This window comes from Enterobacter sp. UPMP701 (assembly GCF_053709515.1).
Genome location: NZ_JBSKJN010000001.1, coordinates 240,938 through 259,479 on the forward strand (window position 1 = coordinate 240,938; position 18,542 = coordinate 259,479).

The 18,542-nt window shown below is 59.2% G+C and carries 24 protein-coding genes and 1 riboswitch; of the genes, 10 read left to right on the top strand and 14 right to left on the bottom strand.

Annotated features, from left to right (window positions below):
- Nucleotides 1-6: 6 nt before the first annotated feature.
- The gene (locus tag ACWKXT_RS01100) at nucleotides 7-1,248 is read left to right on the top strand and encodes a pyridoxal-phosphate-dependent aminotransferase family protein (protein ID WP_126816786.1); all 1,242 of its coding nucleotides are present in this window, start codon (nucleotides 7-9) and stop codon (nucleotides 1,246-1,248) included.
- Nucleotides 1,245-2,507 (top strand): allantoate amidohydrolase, encoded by a 1,263-nt coding sequence (hpxK, locus tag ACWKXT_RS01105; protein ID WP_454531465.1) that lies wholly within the window; start codon nucleotides 1,245-1,247, stop codon nucleotides 2,505-2,507. Before ACWKXT_RS01100 ends, hpxK begins: the two co-directional genes overlap by 4 nt.
- Here the strand turns inward: hpxK and ACWKXT_RS01110 are convergent.
- Nucleotides 2,473-3,474 (bottom strand): magnesium transporter, encoded by a 1,002-nt coding sequence (locus tag ACWKXT_RS01110; protein ID WP_454531466.1) that lies wholly within the window; start codon nucleotides 3,472-3,474, stop codon nucleotides 2,473-2,475. The genes hpxK and ACWKXT_RS01110 overlap by 35 nt on opposite strands.
- Before the next feature lie 60 nt (nucleotides 3,475-3,534).
- A riboswitch (M-box (ykoK) riboswitch) is annotated at nucleotides 3,535-3,704 on the bottom strand.
- Between the two features lie 158 nt (nucleotides 3,705-3,862).
- On the opposite strand from ACWKXT_RS01110, the gene ACWKXT_RS01115 reads away from it, so the two are divergent.
- Nucleotides 3,863-4,366, top strand: a complete 504-nt coding sequence (locus tag ACWKXT_RS01115) for a DedA family protein (RefSeq protein WP_454531467.1) — start codon at nucleotides 3,863-3,865, stop codon at nucleotides 4,364-4,366.
- Between the two features lies 1 nt (nucleotide 4,367).
- On the opposite strand, the gene ACWKXT_RS01120 is transcribed toward ACWKXT_RS01115, so the two are convergent.
- Nucleotides 4,368-5,117 (bottom strand): SDR family oxidoreductase, encoded by a 750-nt coding sequence (locus ACWKXT_RS01120; protein WP_454531468.1) that lies wholly within the window; start codon nucleotides 5,115-5,117, stop codon nucleotides 4,368-4,370.
- A gap of 100 nt (nucleotides 5,118-5,217) precedes the next feature.
- On the opposite strand from ACWKXT_RS01120, the gene ACWKXT_RS01125 reads away from it, so the two are divergent.
- Nucleotides 5,218-5,589 carry a winged helix-turn-helix transcriptional regulator gene (locus tag ACWKXT_RS01125; RefSeq protein WP_454527278.1) on the top strand — a complete coding sequence of 124 codons (372 nt, stop codon included), beginning with the start codon at nucleotides 5,218-5,220 and terminating at the stop codon, nucleotides 5,587-5,589.
- Here the strand turns inward: ACWKXT_RS01125 and ACWKXT_RS01130 are convergent.
- Both ACWKXT_RS01130 and ACWKXT_RS01135 read right to left on the bottom strand, forming a co-directional pair.
- Nucleotides 5,579-6,373, bottom strand: a complete 795-nt coding sequence (locus tag ACWKXT_RS01130) for an SDR family NAD(P)-dependent oxidoreductase (protein WP_454531469.1) — start codon at nucleotides 6,371-6,373, stop codon at nucleotides 5,579-5,581. The two genes, ACWKXT_RS01125 and ACWKXT_RS01130, sit on opposite strands and share 11 nt — an antisense overlap.
- A gap of 125 nt (nucleotides 6,374-6,498) precedes the next feature.
- Nucleotides 6,499-6,942: a winged helix-turn-helix transcriptional regulator gene (locus ACWKXT_RS01135; protein WP_454531470.1), complete on the bottom strand. Its 444-nt coding sequence runs from the start codon at nucleotides 6,940-6,942 to the stop codon at nucleotides 6,499-6,501.
- 151 nt (nucleotides 6,943-7,093) lie between these two features.
- Here ACWKXT_RS01135 and agp point away from each other — a divergent pair, with 151 nt between their 5' ends.
- Nucleotides 7,094-8,335, top strand: a complete 1,242-nt coding sequence (agp, locus tag ACWKXT_RS01140) for a bifunctional glucose-1-phosphatase/inositol phosphatase (RefSeq protein ID WP_454531471.1) — start codon at nucleotides 7,094-7,096, stop codon at nucleotides 8,333-8,335.
- A gap of 34 nt (nucleotides 8,336-8,369) precedes the next feature.
- Here agp and ACWKXT_RS01145 read toward each other — a convergent pair whose 3' ends face one another.
- Nucleotides 8,370-8,597, bottom strand: a complete 228-nt coding sequence (locus ACWKXT_RS01145; protein WP_014883300.1) for a YccJ family protein — start codon at nucleotides 8,595-8,597, stop codon at nucleotides 8,370-8,372.
- A gap of 18 nt (nucleotides 8,598-8,615) precedes the next feature.
- The gene (wrbA, locus tag ACWKXT_RS01150; protein ID WP_006809323.1) at nucleotides 8,616-9,212 is read right to left on the bottom strand and encodes an NAD(P)H:quinone oxidoreductase; all 597 of its coding nucleotides are present in this window, start codon (nucleotides 9,210-9,212) and stop codon (nucleotides 8,616-8,618) included.
- A 390-nt stretch (nucleotides 9,213-9,602) separates the two neighbouring features.
- Between wrbA and ACWKXT_RS01155 the strand changes: the two genes are divergently transcribed.
- From ACWKXT_RS01155 to ACWKXT_RS01170, 4 genes are all read left to right on the top strand, one after another.
- Complete coding sequence (locus ACWKXT_RS01155; RefSeq protein ID WP_001273664.1) at nucleotides 9,603-9,773, top strand: con-10 family general stress protein; 171 nt, start codon at nucleotides 9,603-9,605, stop codon at nucleotides 9,771-9,773.
- Between the two features lie 116 nt (nucleotides 9,774-9,889).
- Nucleotides 9,890-10,795, top strand: coding sequence for a DMT family transporter (locus ACWKXT_RS01160; RefSeq protein WP_454531472.1), 906 nt, complete (start codon nucleotides 9,890-9,892; stop codon nucleotides 10,793-10,795).
- A 73-nt stretch (nucleotides 10,796-10,868) separates the two neighbouring features.
- Complete coding sequence (locus ACWKXT_RS01165) at nucleotides 10,869-11,138, top strand: type II toxin-antitoxin system TacA family antitoxin (protein ID WP_454527371.1); 270 nt, start codon at nucleotides 10,869-10,871, stop codon at nucleotides 11,136-11,138.
- 6 nt (nucleotides 11,139-11,144) lie between these two features.
- The gene (locus tag ACWKXT_RS01170; RefSeq protein WP_454527273.1) at nucleotides 11,145-11,666 is read left to right on the top strand and encodes a GNAT family N-acetyltransferase; all 522 of its coding nucleotides are present in this window, start codon (nucleotides 11,145-11,147) and stop codon (nucleotides 11,664-11,666) included.
- A 58-nt stretch (nucleotides 11,667-11,724) separates the two neighbouring features.
- Here ACWKXT_RS01170 and rutG read toward each other — a convergent pair whose 3' ends face one another.
- The 7 genes from rutG to rutA are packed head-to-tail and all read right to left on the bottom strand — an operon-like array spanning nucleotide 11,725 to nucleotide 17,159.
- Nucleotides 11,725-13,047, bottom strand: coding sequence for a pyrimidine utilization transport protein G (rutG, locus tag ACWKXT_RS01175; RefSeq protein ID WP_454527272.1), 1,323 nt, complete (start codon nucleotides 13,045-13,047; stop codon nucleotides 11,725-11,727).
- Between the two features lie 21 nt (nucleotides 13,048-13,068).
- The gene (gene rutF / locus ACWKXT_RS01180) at nucleotides 13,069-13,560 is read right to left on the bottom strand and encodes an NADH-dependent FMN reductase RutF (RefSeq protein WP_454527370.1); all 492 of its coding nucleotides are present in this window, start codon (nucleotides 13,558-13,560) and stop codon (nucleotides 13,069-13,071) included.
- A gap of 12 nt (nucleotides 13,561-13,572) precedes the next feature.
- Nucleotides 13,573-14,163, bottom strand: a complete 591-nt coding sequence (locus tag ACWKXT_RS01185) for a malonic semialdehyde reductase (protein WP_454531473.1) — start codon at nucleotides 14,161-14,163, stop codon at nucleotides 13,573-13,575.
- 9 nt (nucleotides 14,164-14,172) lie between these two features.
- Complete coding sequence (gene rutD, locus ACWKXT_RS01190) at nucleotides 14,173-14,973, bottom strand: pyrimidine utilization protein D (protein ID WP_454531474.1); 801 nt, start codon at nucleotides 14,971-14,973, stop codon at nucleotides 14,173-14,175.
- Between the two features lie 7 nt (nucleotides 14,974-14,980).
- Nucleotides 14,981-15,367, bottom strand: a complete 387-nt coding sequence (gene rutC / locus ACWKXT_RS01195) for a pyrimidine utilization protein C (RefSeq protein ID WP_008499822.1) — start codon at nucleotides 15,365-15,367, stop codon at nucleotides 14,981-14,983.
- Between the two features lie 11 nt (nucleotides 15,368-15,378).
- Complete coding sequence (gene rutB, locus ACWKXT_RS01200; RefSeq protein WP_454531475.1) at nucleotides 15,379-16,068, bottom strand: pyrimidine utilization protein B; 690 nt, start codon at nucleotides 16,066-16,068, stop codon at nucleotides 15,379-15,381.
- A complete protein-coding gene (gene rutA, locus ACWKXT_RS01205; protein ID WP_454531476.1) occupies nucleotides 16,068-17,159 on the bottom strand; it encodes a pyrimidine utilization protein A in 1,092 nt (363 codons plus the stop codon). Before rutA ends, rutB begins: the two co-directional genes overlap by 1 nt.
- 245 nt (nucleotides 17,160-17,404) lie before the next feature.
- Here rutA and rutR point away from each other — a divergent pair, with 245 nt between their 5' ends.
- A complete protein-coding gene (gene rutR, locus ACWKXT_RS01210) occupies nucleotides 17,405-18,043 on the top strand; it encodes an HTH-type transcriptional regulator RutR (RefSeq protein ID WP_028012659.1) in 639 nt (212 codons plus the stop codon).
- A 57-nt stretch (nucleotides 18,044-18,100) separates the two neighbouring features.
- On the opposite strand, the gene ACWKXT_RS01215 is transcribed toward rutR, so the two are convergent.
- The gene (locus ACWKXT_RS01215) at nucleotides 18,101-18,493 is read right to left on the bottom strand and encodes a lysozyme inhibitor LprI family protein (protein WP_454527267.1); all 393 of its coding nucleotides are present in this window, start codon (nucleotides 18,491-18,493) and stop codon (nucleotides 18,101-18,103) included.
- Between the last annotated feature and the right edge of the window lie 49 nt (nucleotides 18,494-18,542).

Sequence of the window (18,542 nt, forward strand, 5' to 3'; positions counted from 1 at the left end):
TGACAAATGGATATCGCACGCTTTCCGCAAATCAACCCGCCCCAGCGCCTGCTGATGGGGCCGGGGCCGATCAACGCCGACCCGCGCGTGCTGCGCGCCATGTCGAGCCAGCTTATCGGCCAGTACGATCCGGCCATGACCCACTACATGAACGAGGTGATGGCGCTCTATCGCGGGGTGTTCCGCACCGAGAACCGCTGGACGATGCTGGTGGACGGCACCTCCCGCGCGGGAATTGAAGCCGTTCTGGTCTCCGCCATCCGCCCCGGAGATAAAGTGCTGGTGCCGGTCTTTGGCCGCTTTGGTCATCTGCTGTGCGAAATTGCCCGCCGCTGCCGGGCGGAAGTGCACACCATCGAAGTGCCGTGGGGCGAGGTGTTCACCCCGGACCAGGTGGAGGATGCCATCAAACGTATTCGTCCGCGCCTGCTGCTGACCGTGCAGGGCGACACCTCCACCACCATGCTGCAGCCGCTCGCCGAGCTCGGCGCCATCTGCCGCCGCTACGACGTGCTGTTTTACACCGACGCTACGGCCTCGCTCGGCGGCAACGCGCTGGAGACCGACGCCTGGGGGCTGGATGCCGTCTCGGCAGGGATGCAGAAGTGCCTTGGCGGTCCGTCGGGCACCTCGCCGATCACCCTTAGCGCGCGCATGGAGGAGGCGATCCGCCGCCGCAAATGCGTTGAGGAGGGCATACGCACCGACGCCCACCGCGACGGCGACGAGGAGATGATCTACTCCAACTACTTCGATCTCGGCATGGTGATGGACTACTGGGGGCCGGAGCGGCTGAACCACCACACCGAAGCGACCACCGCGCTTTTCGGTGCCCGGGAATGTGCGCGGCTGATCCTCCAGGAGGGGCTGGATAACGGCATCGCGCGTCATAAGCTGCACGGCGATGCGCTGCTGAAGGGCATTCAGGCGATGGGGCTGGAGACCTTCGGCGATCTGAAGCACAAGATGAACAACGTGCTGGGCGTGGTGATCCCGCAGGGCGTCAACGGCGACCAGGTGCGTAAGCTGATGCTGGAGGATTTCGGGATTGAAATCGGCACCTCGTTTGGCCCGCTGCACGGCAAAGTGTGGCGCATTGGCACCATGGGCTACAACGCCCGCAAGGACTGCGTGATGACCACCCTGAGCGCGCTGGAGTCGGTGCTCAACTACCTGAAGTTCACCACCACGCAGGGGGCCGCCATGCAGGCCGCGTGGGACCACTATCGCCGCGAGACGCCACAATGAGCCCGGCGGCAGAACGGGTGATGGCGCGTGCCGACGCGCTGGCCGCCATCAGCGAAACCCCGGATGCGCTGACAAGGGTCTATCTCTCCACCCAGCATCTGCAGGCCAACCAGCTGGTCGGAGAGTGGATGCGCCAGGCGGGAATGACCGTCTGGCAGGACAGCGTGGGCAATATCTGCGGGCGCTATGAGGGGGCGCAGGAAGGGGCGCAGGCGGTGCTGCTCGGCTCGCATCTGGATACCGTGCGCAACGCCGGGCGCTACGATGGCATGCTCGGGGTGCTCGCCGCCATTGAGGTGGTGGACAGCCTGCATCAACAGGGTGTGCATCTGGCGCAGGCTATCGAAATTGTCGGCTTTTGCGATGAAGAGGGTACCCGCTTCGGCATTACGCTGTTAGGCAGCCGGGGCATTACGGGCACCTGGCCGCAGGGCTGGCTGGAAAAAGCCGACGCCAGCGGCATCAGCGTGGCGCAGGCGATGACCCTGGCGGGGCTCGATCCTGCCCGCGTGTCGCATGCCGCGCGCCGTCAGGAAGATTTCAGCGCCTATCTGGAGCTGCACATAGAGCAGGGGCCGTGCCTTGAGCAGGAGGCGCTCGCGCTTGGCGTGGTGGAAGCCATTAATGGCGCGCGCCGCCTGAACTGTTGCTTCACCGGCGAGGCAGGACATGCGGGAACCGTGCCGATGAACCACCGCAGGGACGCGCTGGCCGCCGCCGCCGAGTGGATGGTTATCGTTGAAAACGCGACCCGACAGCAGGGCGGCAACCTGGTGGCGACGGTCGGGGAGCTGCGCTGCCTGCCGGGGGCGGTGAACGTGATCCCAGGCGAGGTTCAGCTCTCGCTCGATATTCGCGGCCCGCAGGATGCACCGCTGGATCGGCTGCTTGGCGAGCTGCTGGAAAAAGCGCGTGTGATTGCTGCGCGTCGCGGGCTGGACTTCAGCGCCGAGGAGTTTTACCGCATCGCCGCCACGCCGTGCGATTTCCACCTGCAAAGCGCGTTGGCGGAGGCCGTCAAATCGGTACAGGGTCGCTCGCTGTCGCTGTCCAGCGGCGCAGGTCACGATGCGATTGCCATCGCGGAATGCTGGCCGGTGGGCATGTTGTTCGTGCGCTGCAAGGGCGGGGTCAGCCACCATCCGGCGGAATCGGTGATGGCTGAAGATGTCGCCCTGGCGATTGAGGCGTTTGGGTGGGCGGTGATTCAGCTGGCGGACCGCGTTACTCCAGCCCCAGCGTATATTGCGCGATCTTAAAGTAAATAATCAGCCCGGTGCCGTCGATAAGCGTCGCGATAAACGGCGCGGAGACGACCGCCGGGTCAATGCCGCAGCGCTTGAGCACCATCGGAATCACTGACGACACGATCGCGCTCCACAGCGTAATGCACACCAGCGTCAGGCTGACGATAAGCGTGATTTCCAGGCCAATTCCCATCATCCAGGCGCGGATACACCCGGCAATACCCAGCGTGACGGCAATCATCAGCGAGGTGGTCATCTCTTTACGCAGCACGCGGCCAACGTCGCGCAGATGGACTTCCCCCAGCGCCATGGCGCGCACCAGCGTGGAGGTGATCTGCGTCCCGCTGTTCCCGCCCGTGCCGATCAGCAGCGGAATAAAGAACGCCAGCGCGATGGCGGACTCCAGCGCCTCTTCGAAATGCTGGATCACCGAGCTGGTGTAGGCCTCCGCGACAAACAGCAGCAGCAGCCAGACGGAGCGTTTCTTCCACAGGCTGTACGGGCTGGTGTCCAGATAGGGCTTCTCCAGCGGCAGCGACGCCCCCTGAAGCTGAGCGTCTTCGGTGACGTCGTCTTCAAGCAGGTGGGCGATTTCGCGCTCGGTCAGGCAGCCGACGAGCTTGCCGTGCGTCACCACCGGCACCACATCCGCGCTGCCGTGCGCCAGAAGTCCTGCGACATCCGCCCGCTTATCCTCCGGCTTAACCTGAACAAATTCTGAAATCATCAGGCTTTTAACGGGCTGTACGGTGTCCGTGGCCTGCAATAATTTGCGTACCGCAATCATGCCCGCCAGCCGACCATGGTCTTCAATAAAAATATGCGACGGAATATCATCGTCTTTTAATTTTTCGAAGAATTTCTCGCGCGCCAGCGCCACGCATAATGAAGTATCAAGGACGATAAAATCGGTATTCATATATTGCGCGACCGCGCTGTCATTGAATGCCAGGTTTTGGTTGTGAATAGCGTAAGACATAGTGAATTCCCTTTGAATAATAACATCTCTCAGGGGCGAGCAAGACAGGGCATGTCGAAGAGGAGATCCCCACGTCCTGGGTTCAGCACTGTACACCGTATCCCGTAAGGGAAGTTATACTGACAAAGCCTTGATTCGACAGTGCCTGTTTTACCCTGTGCCGGTTCTCTCGAACCCACCAGAGCGATAACGTGTATTTGTACAGGAGCCTCGCCATAACGAGATCGTTGTAAAGCGAGAGAAATAATACGCTTATTTGATATTGCCGCTCGGGAAATTAAATAATGTTTAAGAACGGTTTATGTAAATCTTATTAATAATGCGTTGAGGGTTTATTTAAGTGTATTCATTTTAAATGGAGGATTAAGTAATAAACCGGGAGAGGGAGATGGCGTGGTTTGATACTCTGCTGAATCATTTTGCGCTGTATCCAGCACACCTGTTCGCGCTGTTATTTATGATGGCGCTGTGCAAGTCGACGGTGCTGATCTCCTCCGTGCTGCCACCCGCCTCGGTGATGCTGCTGGCAGGCATTACCGTCAGCCAGGGGTGCATGCATAATGCGCTGGCGTGGATCGCCGTGGTGATGGGGGCAACGGCGGGGTCGGTGCTGAACTACCATATTGGCCAACTGATGGGACACACCCGGCTGGTCACGCGTTTCACCTCAAAGCATGCCGCTACGTTCTTGCGGGTACAGCATCAGTTGCAAAAGAATGGGGTCATCGTACTGTTTACGTCGCGCTTTCTGGCGGTGTTGCGTTATGTCGTGCCGCTGGCAGCGGGGATGCTCAGGCTGAATACCGTCAAAGTCTACGCCGTCAGCCTGCTTTCCGCCTGCACGTGGGCGGCGCTGTATGTCGGCATCGTCACCGGCATCAGCGCCTTTTGAGTTACAGACTCCCCATTCCGCCGTCCACCAGCAGCTCGGTTCCCACCGTATAGCTCGACTCGTCGGATGCCAGATAGAGCGCGGCTTTTGCCAGCTCCGTCGTCGAGCCCATTCTGCCGAGCGGCACCAGCTTGATGATCTCCGCCATCATCGCGTTAAGTGTCTCTTCGCTTAAGCCTGTCTTCGTAAATGCCGGCGTTTCCACCGGGCCAGGGCTCAGCCCGTTGACGCGGATCCCGCGCGGCAGCAGCTCCGCCGACAGCGTGCGCGCCAGCGACAGGAGGGCGGCTTTGCTCGCGGCATACACACTGCTGGTAGGCAGGCCGATGCGCGCACTCACGGAGCCGCACAGGATCACTGAAGAAGGGTTATTCAGCAGCGGCAGCAGTGCCTGGATTAAAAAGAACGGTCCCTTCAGGTTGATGCCCATCAGGCGATCCCACGTCTCCTCCCGCCACTCTTCCAGGGGCGCGTGCGTCACGTCGCCAGCGTTGAGAAACACCGCGTCCAGGCGTGGCCAGCGGGCGGCGAGGGTTTCCGCCAGCGCTTTTTGCGATGTGATATCTCCCGCATCGGTCGGAATCACCCAGGCCTTATCGCCCAGAATACGTTCTGCTTCGGCGAGGGTGTCCGGGTTGCGTCCGGTGACGGCAACGCGCGCGCCTTCGGCGATAAACGCCTGCGCGGTGGCAAGACCGATGCCGCTGGTGCCGCCGGTAATCAGCGTATATTTATCTGTTAAACGACCCATGTTCTTCTCCTGAAATGTCACTGGAGAAAGCACTATAGAAACGTTAGTATCGAAAGGAAACCAGGTACCAAATGGATACTAACGAGGCAAGAGGTGTGCTATGGCTGAAATGCTGGGGGTGTGCTGTGAAAAAAAATCTGAGGTCTATACCTGCCCGATGACGCAGTTTGTGAACCTGATTTCCGGCAAATGGGCAATCCCGATCCTCTATCGTCTGATTGTGATCAACGCGCCTGTCCGCTTCGGCGATCTGTTGCGGGCGGCTTCCCCCATCACGCAGAAAGAGCTGACGAAGCAGCTGCGCCTGTTTGAGCAGCGCGGGCTGGTAACGCGGACGGTCTATCCGGAAATCCCGCCGCGCGTGGAGTATCAGATCACCGGGCTGGGGTTAACCCTGCAGGATGCCCTCTCCCCGCTGGCCGCCTGGATGAGCGAGTACGGCGACCAGCTGGAGCGTCAGACTACGGTTTAACGTAGCGCGGTGCCGGAATCCCGGTGCGCGCGCTGTTAAACAACTCAAGACGTGCCGCTTCGTAGCGATCCCACAGACCGGCGTCATGCATTGGCGGGATGGTGATCTGCTCGCCCTGATCCAGACCCGCCAGCGACGCATCCACCATATCGTCGGTGGTCATCACCGATCCTTCCGGCAGATCGTTCACCGTAACGCCCGAGTGGCTCCAGATTTCTGTCGCCGTGGCGGCGGGCAGTACGGCCTGAATGCGCACGCTGCTGTCGGCAAACTCTTCCTGTAACCCACGGGTAAAGCTCAGTACCCACGCCTTGGTGGCGCTGTAGAGGGCGCTTCCGGCGCGAACGTGCAGCGCTAACACCGAGGCGATATTGATCAGCGTGCCGCGATTGTTCTGCGCCAGGCGGGGCAGGATGGCGTAGGTTAAACGCATCAGCGCCGTGGTGTTCAGGGTGTTGATGGCCTCATGTTGCGCCACCTCGCCCGCGAGAAACGGTGCCATCTGCGCGGTACCCGCGTTGTTTACCAGCGTATCAATGGCGGTATTGCTGCGCAGTTCCTCTTCCACGGCGCGGATCCCGAATTCATCAGTGAGATCGGCCACCAGAATATCGACGGCCACGCCGTAGCGCGCGTGCAGGTCGGCGGCGAGGGTTTTCAGGCGATCCTCGCGGCGGGCGACCAGCACCAGGTTAGCACCGCGTGCGGCAAGGCGATCGGCATAGACGGCACCAATCCCGGAAGAGGCGCCCGTGATCAGAGCGGTGGTGATTTGCGTAGTCATCGTGTGTTACCTCAAAGCAAAGTGGGTTGTTTGGTTTCAAAATGAAACTAAATTAACTCTCTGCCATTTGGTTTTATAATGCAACCATTTTGGTAGGCGTTTTGTGCTTTTGCCGTCGGGAACGATCAGGAGGGGAGTTTAGCCACGATTTCTTCAGGCGTCAGTTCGCGCCCATCGTCAGCGATAAGCGTCAGTTTTCGCAGGGGTTTGCGCTGTTCGCTATCGACGAGAACGGTGCCGCATTCGTTTTCAGCAAACAGAAATTCATTGCCCCACTGGGAGAGGGCAACCAGCACCGTCTGGAGCGCGAGTCCCTTGTCGGTCAGGACGTATTCCTGCCAGGCGCTGCCGTCGGAGGCGGGCTGAAGCCGGAGGATGCCTTCGTCGACCAGCAGTTTTAGCCGCGAGGTGAGCATGTTTTTCGCGATACCGAGGCTTTTCTGAAACTCGCCGAAGCGTTTAACACCCCGTAGCGCGTCGCGAACGATCAGCAGCGACCACCAGTCGCCGATAATATCCAGCGAACGGGCGACGGGGCAGGTACTCTCTTCAAGGCGGGTGCGTTTCACAGTCAGGTCTCCGGACAGGGTGGTTTTATTATAAAACTAATTGGCACACACCGTAAGCATGTTAATCATCACTTTGAGAAATGCTTCCCGAAAAAACTGTCACGAATCTGTCACACTCAGTGGAACATTAAAAAAGTGTGAGGAACGAGGGATGAGAAAAGCACTACTCGCGCTGGCAGTCGCCGGTTCCATTTCAGCAACGTTTGGCGTGCAGGCGCAAGAGACGCCGGAAGGGTATCAGCTGGAGCAAGTTTTAATCATGAGCCGCCATAATCTGCGCGCGCCGCTCGCCAACAACGGCAGCGTGCTGGAGCAGTCCACGCCGAAGCAGTGGCCGGAGTGGGAGGTGCCGGGCGGTCAGCTCACTACCAAGGGTGGCGTGCTGGAAGTCTATATGGGTCATTACATGCGCGAGTGGCTGGCAGAGCAGGGGATGGTGAAGACGGGAGAGTGTCCACCCGCGGAGAGCGTTTATGCCTACGCCAACAGTCTGCAGCGTACCGTTGCGACCGCGCAGTTCTTCATTACCGGCGCGTTTCCGGGCTGCGACGTCCCTGTGCACCATCAGGAAAAAATGGGCACCATGGACCCAACCTTTAATCCGGTGATTACCGATAATTCGCCGGAATTCCGTGAAAAAGCGCTGAAGGCGATGGAGACCGAGCGGCAGAAAATGCAGCTTGCAGAAAGCTATAAGCTGCTCGAGCAGATGACCAACTACGCGGATTCCCCGTCCTGCAAAGAGAAAAAAGTCTGCTCGCTGGCGGACGCGAAAGATACCTTCAGCGCCGACTACGAAAAAGAGCCTGGCGTATCCGGGCCGCTGAAGGTGGGTAATTCGCTGGTGGACGCGTTCACGCTGCAGTATTACGAAGGCTTCCCGGCCGACCAGGTGGCCTGGGGCGAAATCAAGACCGACCAGCAGTGGCGCGTGCTGTCGAAGCTGAAGAACGGCTATCAGGACTCGCTGTTTACCTCCACCGAGGTGGCGCAAAACGTGGCGAAGCCGCTGGTGAAATATATCGATAAAACCCTGGTCACCGAACAGGCGAAAGCGCCGAAGATTACCCTACTGGTGGGGCATGATTCGAACATTGCTTCCCTGCTGACTGCCCTGGACTTCAAACCGTATCAGCTGCACGACCAGCAGGAGCGCACCCCGATTGGCGGCAAGATCGTCTTCCAGCGCTGGCACGATAAAAACAGCAACCAGGAGCTGATGAAAATTGAGTATGTCTATCAGAGTTCAGAGCAGCTGCGGAACGCCAGCGTGCTGTCATTGCAGGCGCCCGCGCAGCGCGTGACGCTGGAGCTGAAGGGGTGTCCAGTGGACGCGAACGGCTTCTGCCCTGTTGATAAATTCAATGCGGTCATGAATAACGCGGCGAAGTAAAAGAGAACCCCCCGCTGCGGCGGGGGGGAAACGCTTAGACGTTTTTACGTTCGATGGTTTGCTCACCCCAGAAGAGCGAGTCTTTGTCCGTTTTTTCGAAGGCGCGCACCAGCACCTCATCGCTCCCTTCTTCCCAAATCTGCTCGGCCAGCTTTTCATCGTACTTCGCGACTTCAAAGATGGCTTCGGCAATCTCCGGAGAGGTATTGCGTAAACTTGCCCATTCACCCACGCGGTGAGCTTTGGATTCTTGAGTTGGCATGCTTGTCCTCCTGTTGGGTTAGCCGTTCAGTTTTTTGGCGAGACCCGCGACGTATTCACCCTGATAACGGGCGATAGAGAGTTCTTCATTGCTTGGCTGACGTGAGCCATCTCCACCGGCAATGGTGGTTGCGCCGTACGGCGTGCCGCCGCGCACCTGGGAAACGTCAAACAGCTCCTGCGCGCCGTAGCCAATCGGCACAATCACCATCCCATGATGAGCAAGGGTAGTCCAGGTTGAGGTAATCGTCTGCTCCTGACCGCCGCCCGTGCCGGTAGAGCTGAATACGCTGGCGAGTTTGCCGTAGAGCGCCCCGGATGCCCAGAGCCCGCCGGTTTGATCGAGGAAGGTACGCATCTGGCCCGACATATTGCCGAAGCGGGTCGGGGTGCCGAAGATAATGGCATCATAATCCGCCAGCTCCTGCGGGGTGGCGACAGGGGCATTTTGTGTTTTTCCCCCGGCTTTAGCGAACGCTTCCGCCTGCATGGTTTCCGGTACGCGTTTTACCACAACCTCAACGCCGTCCACTCTGTTTGCGCCTTCTGCTACCGCGTGAGCCATGGTTTCAATGTGTCCATACATGGAATAATAGAGCACCAGAACTTTTGCCATTTTGCATCACTCCTCGTTGGTTTTTCTGACAGCGGATCGCTGCGTTCTTTTAAAGATATGACATCACAGCCAGACTGCAAAAATGAACGGCATTTCTTTGATTTATAACAACATGGTTACAATAAGGTGCTGTAGCAAAATGAAACAACTTTCCGGGCGCCGAATTTTGAAATGATAAGAAAGGCTTATGGATTTCCGTCGCGTTATCTATACCGAAAGGCTGAAATCATGTTGCAGGATATTACCTGCGGCTTGCCGGATAGCCTCAGTCCACTAAGCTTAGTTTCACGCGGCACAGATAAAGGCCCTGTCCTTTAGCCGCGCGGTGAAAGAATCCTCTTTTACTGAATGCAATATGATGTCTAATGTTTCACACTCTGGAGGTTAGAGATGGCAAACCATCGTGGTGGTTCAGGTAATTTCGCTGAAGACCGTGAAAGAGCATCAGAAGCAGGTCGTAAAGGTGGCCAGTCCAGCGGGGGTAACTTCAAAAATGACCCTCAGCGCGCATCAGAGGCTGGTAAAAAAGGGGGTAAAAACAGCCACGGCAGCAACAAGTAGTACGCCGGGTTGACTCCCTGCCGCCGGGTTTCCCGGCGGTTTTTTTATTTCTGCAACATTGAACTGTAACCAAAGGCAACGCACACTACAGAATTGATTTTATTTGCTGGTGTCGCATGTCTGTTTCACGTTTTAAATTCTCCGTAAAACCTCAGGAAGCCATCCTCATCCTCATCACTATGTTCTGGGGCGGGACCTTTCTTGCCGTCCAGTACGCGGTGACCCTGAGCGATCCGTTCTTTTTTGTCGGCCTGCGCTTTGCGACGGCGGCGATAGCCGTTGGGCTGATCTCCCTTAAAACGCTCCGGGGTCTGACGCTGAAAGAGCTTAAAGCGGGCGTAGCGATAGGGGTGGCGATAGCGATGGGCTACAGCCTGCAGACGTGGGGATTGCAGACCATCTCCAGTAGTAAATCCGCCTTTATTACCGCCATGTATGTACCGCTGGTGCCGCTATTGCAGTGGCTCTGTCTCGGCAGAATTCCGGGCCTGATGTCGTGCATCGGCATCGTGCTGGCGTTTATCGGCCTGATTTTATTAGCCGGGCCGGAGAACAACCTGCTGGCGCTGGGGCCGGGGGAGATCATTACCCTTGTTGGGGCAATTGCCATCGCGGCGGAAATTATTCTGATCAGCGCCTGGGCGGGCAACGTGGACGTTAAGCGCGTGACGGTGGTGCAGCTCGCTACTGCGTCGCTGGTGGCGTTTGCGACGATGGTTCCGGCAGGAGAGTCCGTGCCGCCGATGTCCACGGGGCTGATCGTGGTCGCGCTGGGGCTGGGGATCTTCAGCGCCATTATCCAGGTGACCATGAACTGGGCGCAGCGCAGCGTATCGCCAACGCGGGCAACGGTGATCTACACCGGTGAACCGGTTTGGGCGGGGATTTTCGGACGACTCGCCGGCGAGCGTTTGCCGCTATTAGCGCTGGCAGGTGCGGCGTTTATTGTCGTCGGCGTGCTGGTGAGCGAGTTAAAGTTCAGAAAGCGTCGGAATGAGGTGAGTGATTTGACGACCGAGTAAGCTTTTGATTGAAATAAAGCGCAGGGTTAACTACGATGTGTACGGATGAAAACCGTACATGATAAATAAAACCATGCCAGCACTCAAAAAACAGCGTATCGATCTTCGCTTATCGAATGAAGACAAAACTATGATTGAAGAAGCGGCGGCGATGACGAATCAAACCATCACCCAGTTTATGGTGAACAGTGCGTCAGAGCGTGCTGCCGAAGTCATCGAACAGCATCGGCGTCTCGTATTAAACGAAGCATCATGGAATGCGGTGATGGATGCCATCGACAATCCCCCAGAGCCAAATGATCGCCTGACGCGAGCGGCGAAGCGTCTTCGAAACATGGAGTGAAGCGTCGTGGCAAATCTCACGATCGAGATGTTATCAGAGGGAACAGATTACGATTTCGGCGATTTCGATTGTGGTGAACCCTCGCTAAATGCCTTCCTTACCGATCACCTGGTACGTCAGCACAGCGGACGTATTTTACGAGGCTACCTGCTTAAAGAACGCGACCACCCACGTATCCTGGGCTATTACACGCTTTCGGGAAGTTGCTTTGAGAAAGCGATGCTTCCTTCAAAGACTCAGCAGCGTCGCATCCCTTACAGCAACGTACCCAGCGTGACGCTGGGGCGTCTGGCTATCCATAAAGAACTCCAGGGAAACGAATGGGGAACAACGCTCGTTGCACACGCTATGCGCGTGGTGTACCTGGCGTCGCAGGCTGTTGGCGTCCACGGAATTTTTGTGGATGCGCTTAATGAACAGGCCAAACGATTTTATCTGAAGCTGGGTTTTATCCCGCTGGCAGGTGAAAATAGCAATTCGCTGTTCTTTCCCACGCAATCTATCGAACGACTGTTTGAGCAGGCGTGATCGCTCTTAAGGAGCATGCAGGTCGGGTAAGGCTTAGCCGTCACCCGACACAGCGATTTCACGAATCCTGATGCACCACGGCGCCCTGCGGCGTGACAGCCATCCGGCGACTCAGCAGGGCGTTAAGCAGGATCGCGCCGAAGGTCGCCGTACCAATCCCGCCAATCGTAAACCCGCCCAGCGTCAGGGCAAAATCGCCCGCGCCCAGCACCAGCGTGACCGCCACCATAATCAGGTTGCCGTTCTGGCTGAGATCGACCCGATGCTGCACCCAGATGCGCGCCCCGGCCACGGCGATCAGCCCAAACACCACAATCGATGCCCCGCCGATGACCGGAGACGGAATGGTGTGGATCAGCGCGCCGAATTTTGGTGAGAATCCAAGCAGCATCGCCATCACCGCCGCCGCCACGAAGACCAGCGTGGAGTAGACTTTGGTCACCGCCATCACGCCGATGTTTTCCGCATAGGTGGTGACGCCGCTGCCGCCCACGGAACCGGAGAGCATGGTCGCCAGACCGTCACCAACGAACGCGCGGCCCATGTACGGATCCATGCTGCGGCCGGTCATTCCCGCCACGGCCTTCAGGTGGCCTAAGTTCTCAGCCACCAGGATCACTGCGACAGGGGCGATAAGCATCATCGCCTGGGTGTTAAAGGTGGGTGAGGTCACCTGCGGCAGGCCGAACCAGGCGGCCTGATGAAGCAGGGTAAAATCGACCGGCTTGCCCATGCCGAACACATTCGCCAGCAGGGCGTAGATCAGGCAGGCGACGATCAGCCCGACCAGAATCAGCAGCCGCTGGATCATCCCCCGCGTGAACACCGCTACCAGGCCGATGCACAGCACGGTGATCACCGCCATCCAGCTTTCAAACGGCGAAGCGGAAACGCTTTTCACCGCAATCGGGGCGAGGTTCAGGCCAATCGCCATCACTACCGCCCCGGTGACGACGGGGGGCATCATTCGCTCGATCCAGCGCGTGCCGATCTTCATCACCACCAGACCAATCAGGGTATAGACCAGACCGCAGGCGATGATGCCGCCGAGGGCCACGCTCAGGTTGGGGTTGATCCCCTGGCCGTTAAAACCGGTAGTGGCGATGACCACCCCGACAAACGCGGCGCTGGATCCCAGATAGCTGGGCACACGCCCGCCGGTGACGAAAAAGAACAGCAGGGTGCCGATACCGGACATCAGAATAGAGAGGTTGGGATCCAGTCCCATCAGCATCGGCATCAGCACCGTGGCGCCAAACATGGCGACCGCGTGCTGCACACCCATCACCAACGTCTGCCCGAGCGGGAGGCGTTCATCCGGCGCGACCACGCCTGCTTCTGTGGAGGTCGATTTCAACTGCCAGTGGGGAAATCCGAACATGGTCTGTCTCCTTAAGGCGGGTTAACAGGCGGGTCGCATAAGCGCGTGATAGCCGCGGTCAAACCACACCAGCCCTTGCGGCGCGGGGTGGCGAATAATCGAAACAATGTCGCAAAACAGAATGTCATGAGTGCCGACGCTCACCACCTGGCTGATGCGGCAGTCAAACGAGGCCAGCGCGTCCTCCAGACGCGGGCAGCCCGTGTCGCCCGTTTGCCAGCGGGCGGCGGCAAAGCGGTCCTCCATCGGCGTTTTCCCGCCAAACAGATTCGATAACGGCTCCTGCCCGGCGCTCAGGGTATTCACGCACAACGTGCGGTTTTCGCTAAAGGTCGGCCAAACCGACGCGCCGCGATTCAGGCACACCAGCAGGGTAGGCGGGGAATCCGTGACGCTGCACACTGCGCTGGCGGTGAAGCCCGCCAGGCCTGCCGGGCCGTCGGTGGTAATGATATTGACCGCTGCGCCGACGCAGGCCATGGCGTCGCGAAAGGTTTGTTTATCCGGTGTCATCACGTTCGCTCCTTACGCCAGCCCGCAGGCATCGTCAAAGGCCAGGCGCGGCAGGCGTCCGTACAGTTTGGTCGTATCGCCGTAGCCCATGTTGATCAGCAGATTGCTTTTAAGCGTGGTGCCGGTGAAAAAGGCCTCGTCGACCTTTTGCCGGTCAAAGCCAGACATCGGGCCGGTGTCCAGCCCCAGGGCGCGACAGGCGAAAATGAGGTACGCGGCCTGCATTGAGCTGTTGCGAAAGGCGGTCTCTTCCGCCAGCGCGTGGCTTGCGGTAAACCAGCTTCTGGCATCGCCGTGCGGGAACAGCTCAGGCAGACGCTCATAAAACTCGCTGTCCCAGGCGACAATCGCCGTGACCGGGGCGGTGAGCGTTTTCTCAAGGTTGCCGCTGGAGAGCGCCGGGCGCAGCTTCTCTTTTCCCTCGGCGCTTCGCACAAACACAATCCGCGCCGGAGAGCAGTTGGCGGACGTCGGCCCCCATTTCATCAGGTCATAAATCTCGCGCAGCGTCTCGTCGCTGACCGGCATATCCAGCCAGCCGTTGTGGGTGCGGGCGTCGGTAAACAGCGTTTCCAGCGCGGCGGGCGTAATGGCTTCGCTCATTAAAGCTCCTTATAAAGCGGTTTCATGGCTGTGCAGCAGGCTGGCGAGCCCGTTCAGCAGCAGGGTGTTAAAGACGTCTGGCCCGGTGACGTTGCAGGCATGTCCGCCCTGGCGTATGACCGTTTTGTGGGCGTGCGGGAGGGCGGCCTGCAGTTCTGCGGAACAGACGGACGGCACCAGCATGTCGTCAGCAGAACAGATGATGTGAACCGGGCAGCGAATGCGTGCGGCCTGGCGGCTGAAGTCGGCTTTTTTCAGGGCGTTGAGCCTGCGCAGCAGGTTGCTTTTGCCCTGGAAGTGGGCCAGCGCCAGCGCCTCTTCGGCCTCCAGACGCGGCGCGCGGGCGGCCATCCAGTCTGCCGGGTAGAGAAACAGCGGCTGCGCCTCGACCCACGCCTGCGCGCCGCCGGCGTGCAGCAGGCGTTCGCGAACGTCAAAACAGCGGCGGGTGTGGGCATTGAGGGTTAGCCAGCCGTTGACGCACACCAGCGCGGTGAGTGAATCAGGCCTGTCGAGCGCCAGCTGCAGGCCGACCAGCGCCCCCAGCGCGTGACCTACGACGCTGTAGCGGGCAATTCCGGCATCAGCCAGCGCCCGGGCCAGCTCGTCCGCCATCTGCGCAAGGCTGTACCCTTCAGGCAGGGCGTCCGGGTTGTTGCCCGTTCCCCGCTGGTCATAGCACACCACCTGATACTCCGGCTCCAGCGCGGCCAGCTGGGGCAGCCAGTAGCTGCCGCAGCCCCCGAGTCCGGCAATCAGTACCACCACGGGCGCGCCCTCGAACGGGGGCGGCGAGACGGAAAGTTTCATGGCTGCCTCACTTCGCGATGTGCGCAACGGTGGCGATCTCAACCAGCGCGTCCGGTTTTACCAGCCCGCACTGAATGCAGAACCGCGCCGGTTTATCGCCGGGGAAGAACTCGGCGTAGATCTCGTTAATCGCGGCGTAGTTTTTCCAGTCGGTGATAAAGATGCTGTTGAAGGTCACGTCCTCCATGGTGCCACCCGCCGTTTCGATCACGGTTTTGATCGTCTCCAGCACGTGGCGGGTTTGCGCCTTTGGGTCGTTGATAAACACCACGTTGTTGTCTTTATCAAACGGCAGCGTGCCGGAGACATACACCACGCCGTCGGCGAGGGTGCCGGGAACAAATGGGGCAATCGGCGTGCTGGTGCCCGGCGGAATAATCACGGATTTCGGCATCAGGCGTCTCCTCAGGCGATACGGGCGAGTGGGGGAGTCAGGGCGTCGCAGAAATCGGCAACGTTACTGACCCAGCCAAAAAAGGTTTCGATATTGAACAGGGCCGCTTTCTGGGCGAACTCCGGCCCGGCCTGATGGGTCGCGTCTTCCAGCACCACGCCAAAATACTCGAGGAAAAAGCCGTCGCGCAGGGTGGACTCCACGCAGACGTTGGTGGCTATCCCGGTGAACACCAGATGGCGAATGCCCCGGCTGCGCAGCAGGCTGTCGAGCGGCGTGTTGAAAAAGCCGCTGTAGCGCGGTTTCGGCAGGACGATATCGCCCGCCTGCGGTACCAGTTCGTCCACCAGCTGATAATCCCAGCCGCCCTTTGCCAGCAGCTTGCCCTGCAGGTCTGGGTTCTTACGCATGGTTTTCAGGGCGTTGGACTTGTGAAAATTGGGCGAGCCGGGGCCACCGGCCTCGACGTACTGGTCATCCCAGCCATTCTGGAACCAGATGATGACCATCCCCGCTTCGCGCGCGGCATCGACGGCGGTTTTGATGTTCTCGATCACCGGTTTAGTGGCGGAAACATCGAAGCCCGCCAGATCCAGATAGCCCCCCTTGCTGGCGTAGGCGTTTTGCATGTCCACTACGATCAGCGCGCTCTGCTCTGGCGCGAAGGTGATAGCTTCCGGGCGTGCGTTAAGGGTCGTCATTACGCCACCTCCTTCGTGACGGCAGGGATGTGAGCGCGGCACTGCATCAGCGGCTGGATGCGCTCGCCGAAGGTCTCCACGCCGGTGAGGAAATCATCGAAGGTCAGCAGGACGCCCTCCGCGCCGGGCACGGCGGCCACTTCGTCCAGCATTCTGGCGACGCTGGCATACGAGCCAACCAGCGTGCCCATGTTGATATTGACGGCGGAGGTCGGGTCGGCCATCTGGCGCACATTGGTGTCCGCGCCGGAACGGGTGTCTTTCTGGCTCTGCTCGGTCAGCCAGCTCAGGGCCTCGTCGTCGGCGCCGTCCTTATAGCGCTCCCATCTGGCGCGCGCGGCGTCGTCGGTTTCGTCGGCAATGACCATAAACAGCACGTAGGAGCCCACGTCGCGCCCGGTTTTGTCGGCGGCCTCTTTCATCCGCGCGGCGGTCGGGGCGAAGGCGGCAGGCGTGTTCACGCCTTTGCCGAAGCAGAAGTTGAAATCCGCGTATTTGGCGGAGAATTCCATCCCCGCGTCGCTCTGCCCGGCGCAAATTACCTTCATTGGCACCGACGGCTGCGGGCTGACGCGGCAGTCGTTCATGGTGAAGAAGTCACCTTTGAAATCGCTTTTGCCGGTGCCCCACAGGTCGCGCAGGACCTGCACGTATTCGGTCAGGTAGTCATAGCGACGGGAGAAGTAATCGTCACCCGGCCAGAGCCCCATCTGCTCGTACTCCGGTTTTTGCCAGCCGGTGACCAGGTTGACGCCAAAGCGCCCGCCGGAGATGGAGTCGATGGTGGACGCCATGCGCGCCACGATCGCCGGCGGCAGGGTAAGGGTGGCGGCGGTGGCGTAGATTTGGATGCGGGACGTCACCGCGGCCAGCCCGGCCATCAGGGTGAAGGACTCCAGATTGTGGTCCCAGAATTCGGTTTTGCCGCCGAAGCCGCGCAGCTTGATCATCGAAAGCGCAAAGTCGAAATGGTAGTGCTCCGCTTTCTGCACGATGGCTTTATTCAGCTCAAAGGTCGGCATGTATTGCGGTGCAGTGGTCGAGATAAGCCAGCCGTTGTTGCCGATGGGTACAAATACGCCAATTTTCATCACGAACCTCTCTTCATTACGTCGCAGGTGTAACGGTGGTTTTGCAAAGGCAATGCCAGTTTTGAAAATGGCTGTGTTATTAATGTGTTAATCATTGGTTGGCGAATTGATGCGTCTAAATGTGGACTAACTGGTCAAAAACTTTGCACAGAAAACAGGCACTCATGCGCGATGGGAGTGCAGAAGGTCGTGGCGAGACGGGGGTTTTGCTATGCTGTTGGCAACGCAGAATAAGGAGAGCGGGAATGACACAAGGCGCAGTGAAAACACCAGGTAAACGTTCGCAGGCGGTGAGTGCCAAGAAGCAGGCGATCCTCAGCGCGGCGCTGGAGACCTTTTCACAGTTTGGCATTCACGGCACGCGCCTGGAGCAGGTGGCGGAGCAGTCTGGCGTGTCTAAAACCAATCTTCTCTATTACTACCCCTCGAAGGAGGCGCTGTATGTGGCGGTGATGCAGCAGATCCTCGATATCTGGCTGGCGCCGCTTAAGGCGTTCCGCGAAGAGCTGGCCCCGCTGGTGGCGATCGAGGAGTACATTCGCCTGAAGCTGGAGGTGTCGCGCGATTACCCGCAGGCGTCAAGGCTGTTCTGTCTTGAGATGCTGCAGGGCGCGCCGCTGTTGCAGGCGGAGCTGACGGGCGATTTAAAGCAGCTGGTGGACGATAAGTCGGCGATTATCGCCGGGTGGGTTGCCAGCGGTAAGCTGGCCCCGGTCGACCCGCAGCACCTGATCTTTATGATTTGGGCCGCCACCCAGCATTACGCTGACTTTGCGGCCCAGGTCGAGGCGGTGACCGGAAAAACGCTCCAGGACGAGGCGTTTTTCCAGAGCACCCTCGAAAACGTGCAGCGGATGATTATTGAAGGGATCCGCGTGCGCTAGTTCCCCCCTCACCCTAACCCTCTCCCCAAAGGGGAGAGGGAAGAGTTCCGTGCCTCGTCAGCCCGGCGGGAGAGGGCAGCTTAAGTCGCCCTCTTCACACTGCATCAGCGAGGCCAGAAACGCCTCGCGCTCCACGGTTTTTTCCGCCAGGCACTGGTTAACAATCATTGGCTGGACGCTTCCGCCTTCCGTGCCTGAACCGATAAACGCGCAGTCGGCGTCGCGCAGGGTAATCCACGCCTGCTGCGCTTTTTTCAGCAGGTCGCGCTGGGGGGCTGCCGCGCGCTTGATGGCGGCCTGATAGGTCTGGTTGAGCTTTTTATCGGCAGCCTGGTACTGCTGCGCGCTGCAGGTGTTCAGTTCAAGCTGGGTAGTGGCGTTGTTGCACTCGTCGGCCAGCGCGCTGGTGCTGAGCAGCAGTGCCGCACCGGCGATAAGATATCGTTTCATATACTCCTCAATAAAATAAGGCTCCGTCTCAGGAGCCTTATTAGCACAG

Bases quoted from the DNA above. Each gene is read 5' to 3' on its own strand.
- ACWKXT_RS01100 (WP_126816786.1), top strand. From the start codon at position 7: ATGGATATCGCACGCTTTCCGCAAATCAACCCGCCCCAGCGCCTGCTG.
- hpxK (WP_454531465.1), top strand. From the start codon at position 1,245: ATGAGCCCGGCGGCAGAACGGGTGATGGCGCGTGCCGACGCGCTGGCC.
- ACWKXT_RS01110 (WP_454531466.1), bottom strand. From the start codon at position 3,474: ATGTCTTACGCTATTCACAACCAAAACCTGGCATTCAATGACAGCGCG.
- ACWKXT_RS01115 (WP_454531467.1), top strand. From the start codon at position 3,863: ATGGCGTGGTTTGATACTCTGCTGAATCATTTTGCGCTGTATCCAGCA.
- ACWKXT_RS01120 (WP_454531468.1), bottom strand. From the start codon at position 5,117: ATGGGTCGTTTAACAGATAAATATACGCTGATTACCGGCGGCACCAGC.
- ACWKXT_RS01125 (WP_454527278.1), top strand. From the start codon at position 5,218: ATGGCTGAAATGCTGGGGGTGTGCTGTGAAAAAAAATCTGAGGTCTAT.
- ACWKXT_RS01130 (WP_454531469.1), bottom strand. From the start codon at position 6,373: ATGACTACGCAAATCACCACCGCTCTGATCACGGGCGCCTCTTCCGGG.
- agp (WP_454531471.1), top strand. From the start codon at position 7,094: ATGAGAAAAGCACTACTCGCGCTGGCAGTCGCCGGTTCCATTTCAGCA.
- ACWKXT_RS01145 (WP_014883300.1), bottom strand. From the start codon at position 8,597: ATGCCAACTCAAGAATCCAAAGCTCACCGCGTGGGTGAATGGGCAAGT.
- wrbA (WP_006809323.1), bottom strand. From the start codon at position 9,212: ATGGCAAAAGTTCTGGTGCTCTATTATTCCATGTATGGACACATTGAA.
- ACWKXT_RS01155 (WP_001273664.1), top strand. From the start codon at position 9,603: ATGGCAAACCATCGTGGTGGTTCAGGTAATTTCGCTGAAGACCGTGAA.
- ACWKXT_RS01160 (WP_454531472.1), top strand. From the start codon at position 9,890: ATGTCTGTTTCACGTTTTAAATTCTCCGTAAAACCTCAGGAAGCCATC.
- ACWKXT_RS01165 (WP_454527371.1), top strand. From the start codon at position 10,869: ATGCCAGCACTCAAAAAACAGCGTATCGATCTTCGCTTATCGAATGAA.
- rutG (WP_454527272.1), bottom strand. From the start codon at position 13,047: ATGTTCGGATTTCCCCACTGGCAGTTGAAATCGACCTCCACAGAAGCA.
- rutF (WP_454527370.1), bottom strand. From the start codon at position 13,560: ATGACACCGGATAAACAAACCTTTCGCGACGCCATGGCCTGCGTCGGC.
- ACWKXT_RS01185 (WP_454531473.1), bottom strand. From the start codon at position 14,163: ATGAGCGAAGCCATTACGCCCGCCGCGCTGGAAACGCTGTTTACCGAC.
- rutD (WP_454531474.1), bottom strand. From the start codon at position 14,973: ATGAAACTTTCCGTCTCGCCGCCCCCGTTCGAGGGCGCGCCCGTGGTG.
- rutC (WP_008499822.1), bottom strand. From the start codon at position 15,367: ATGCCGAAATCCGTGATTATTCCGCCGGGCACCAGCACGCCGATTGCC.
- rutB (WP_454531475.1), bottom strand. From the start codon at position 16,068: ATGACGACCCTTAACGCACGCCCGGAAGCTATCACCTTCGCGCCAGAG.
- rutA (WP_454531476.1), bottom strand. From the start codon at position 17,159: ATGAAAATTGGCGTATTTGTACCCATCGGCAACAACGGCTGGCTTATC.
- rutR (WP_028012659.1), top strand. From the start codon at position 17,405: ATGACACAAGGCGCAGTGAAAACACCAGGTAAACGTTCGCAGGCGGTG.
- ACWKXT_RS01215 (WP_454527267.1), bottom strand. From the start codon at position 18,493: ATGAAACGATATCTTATCGCCGGTGCGGCACTGCTGCTCAGCACCAGC.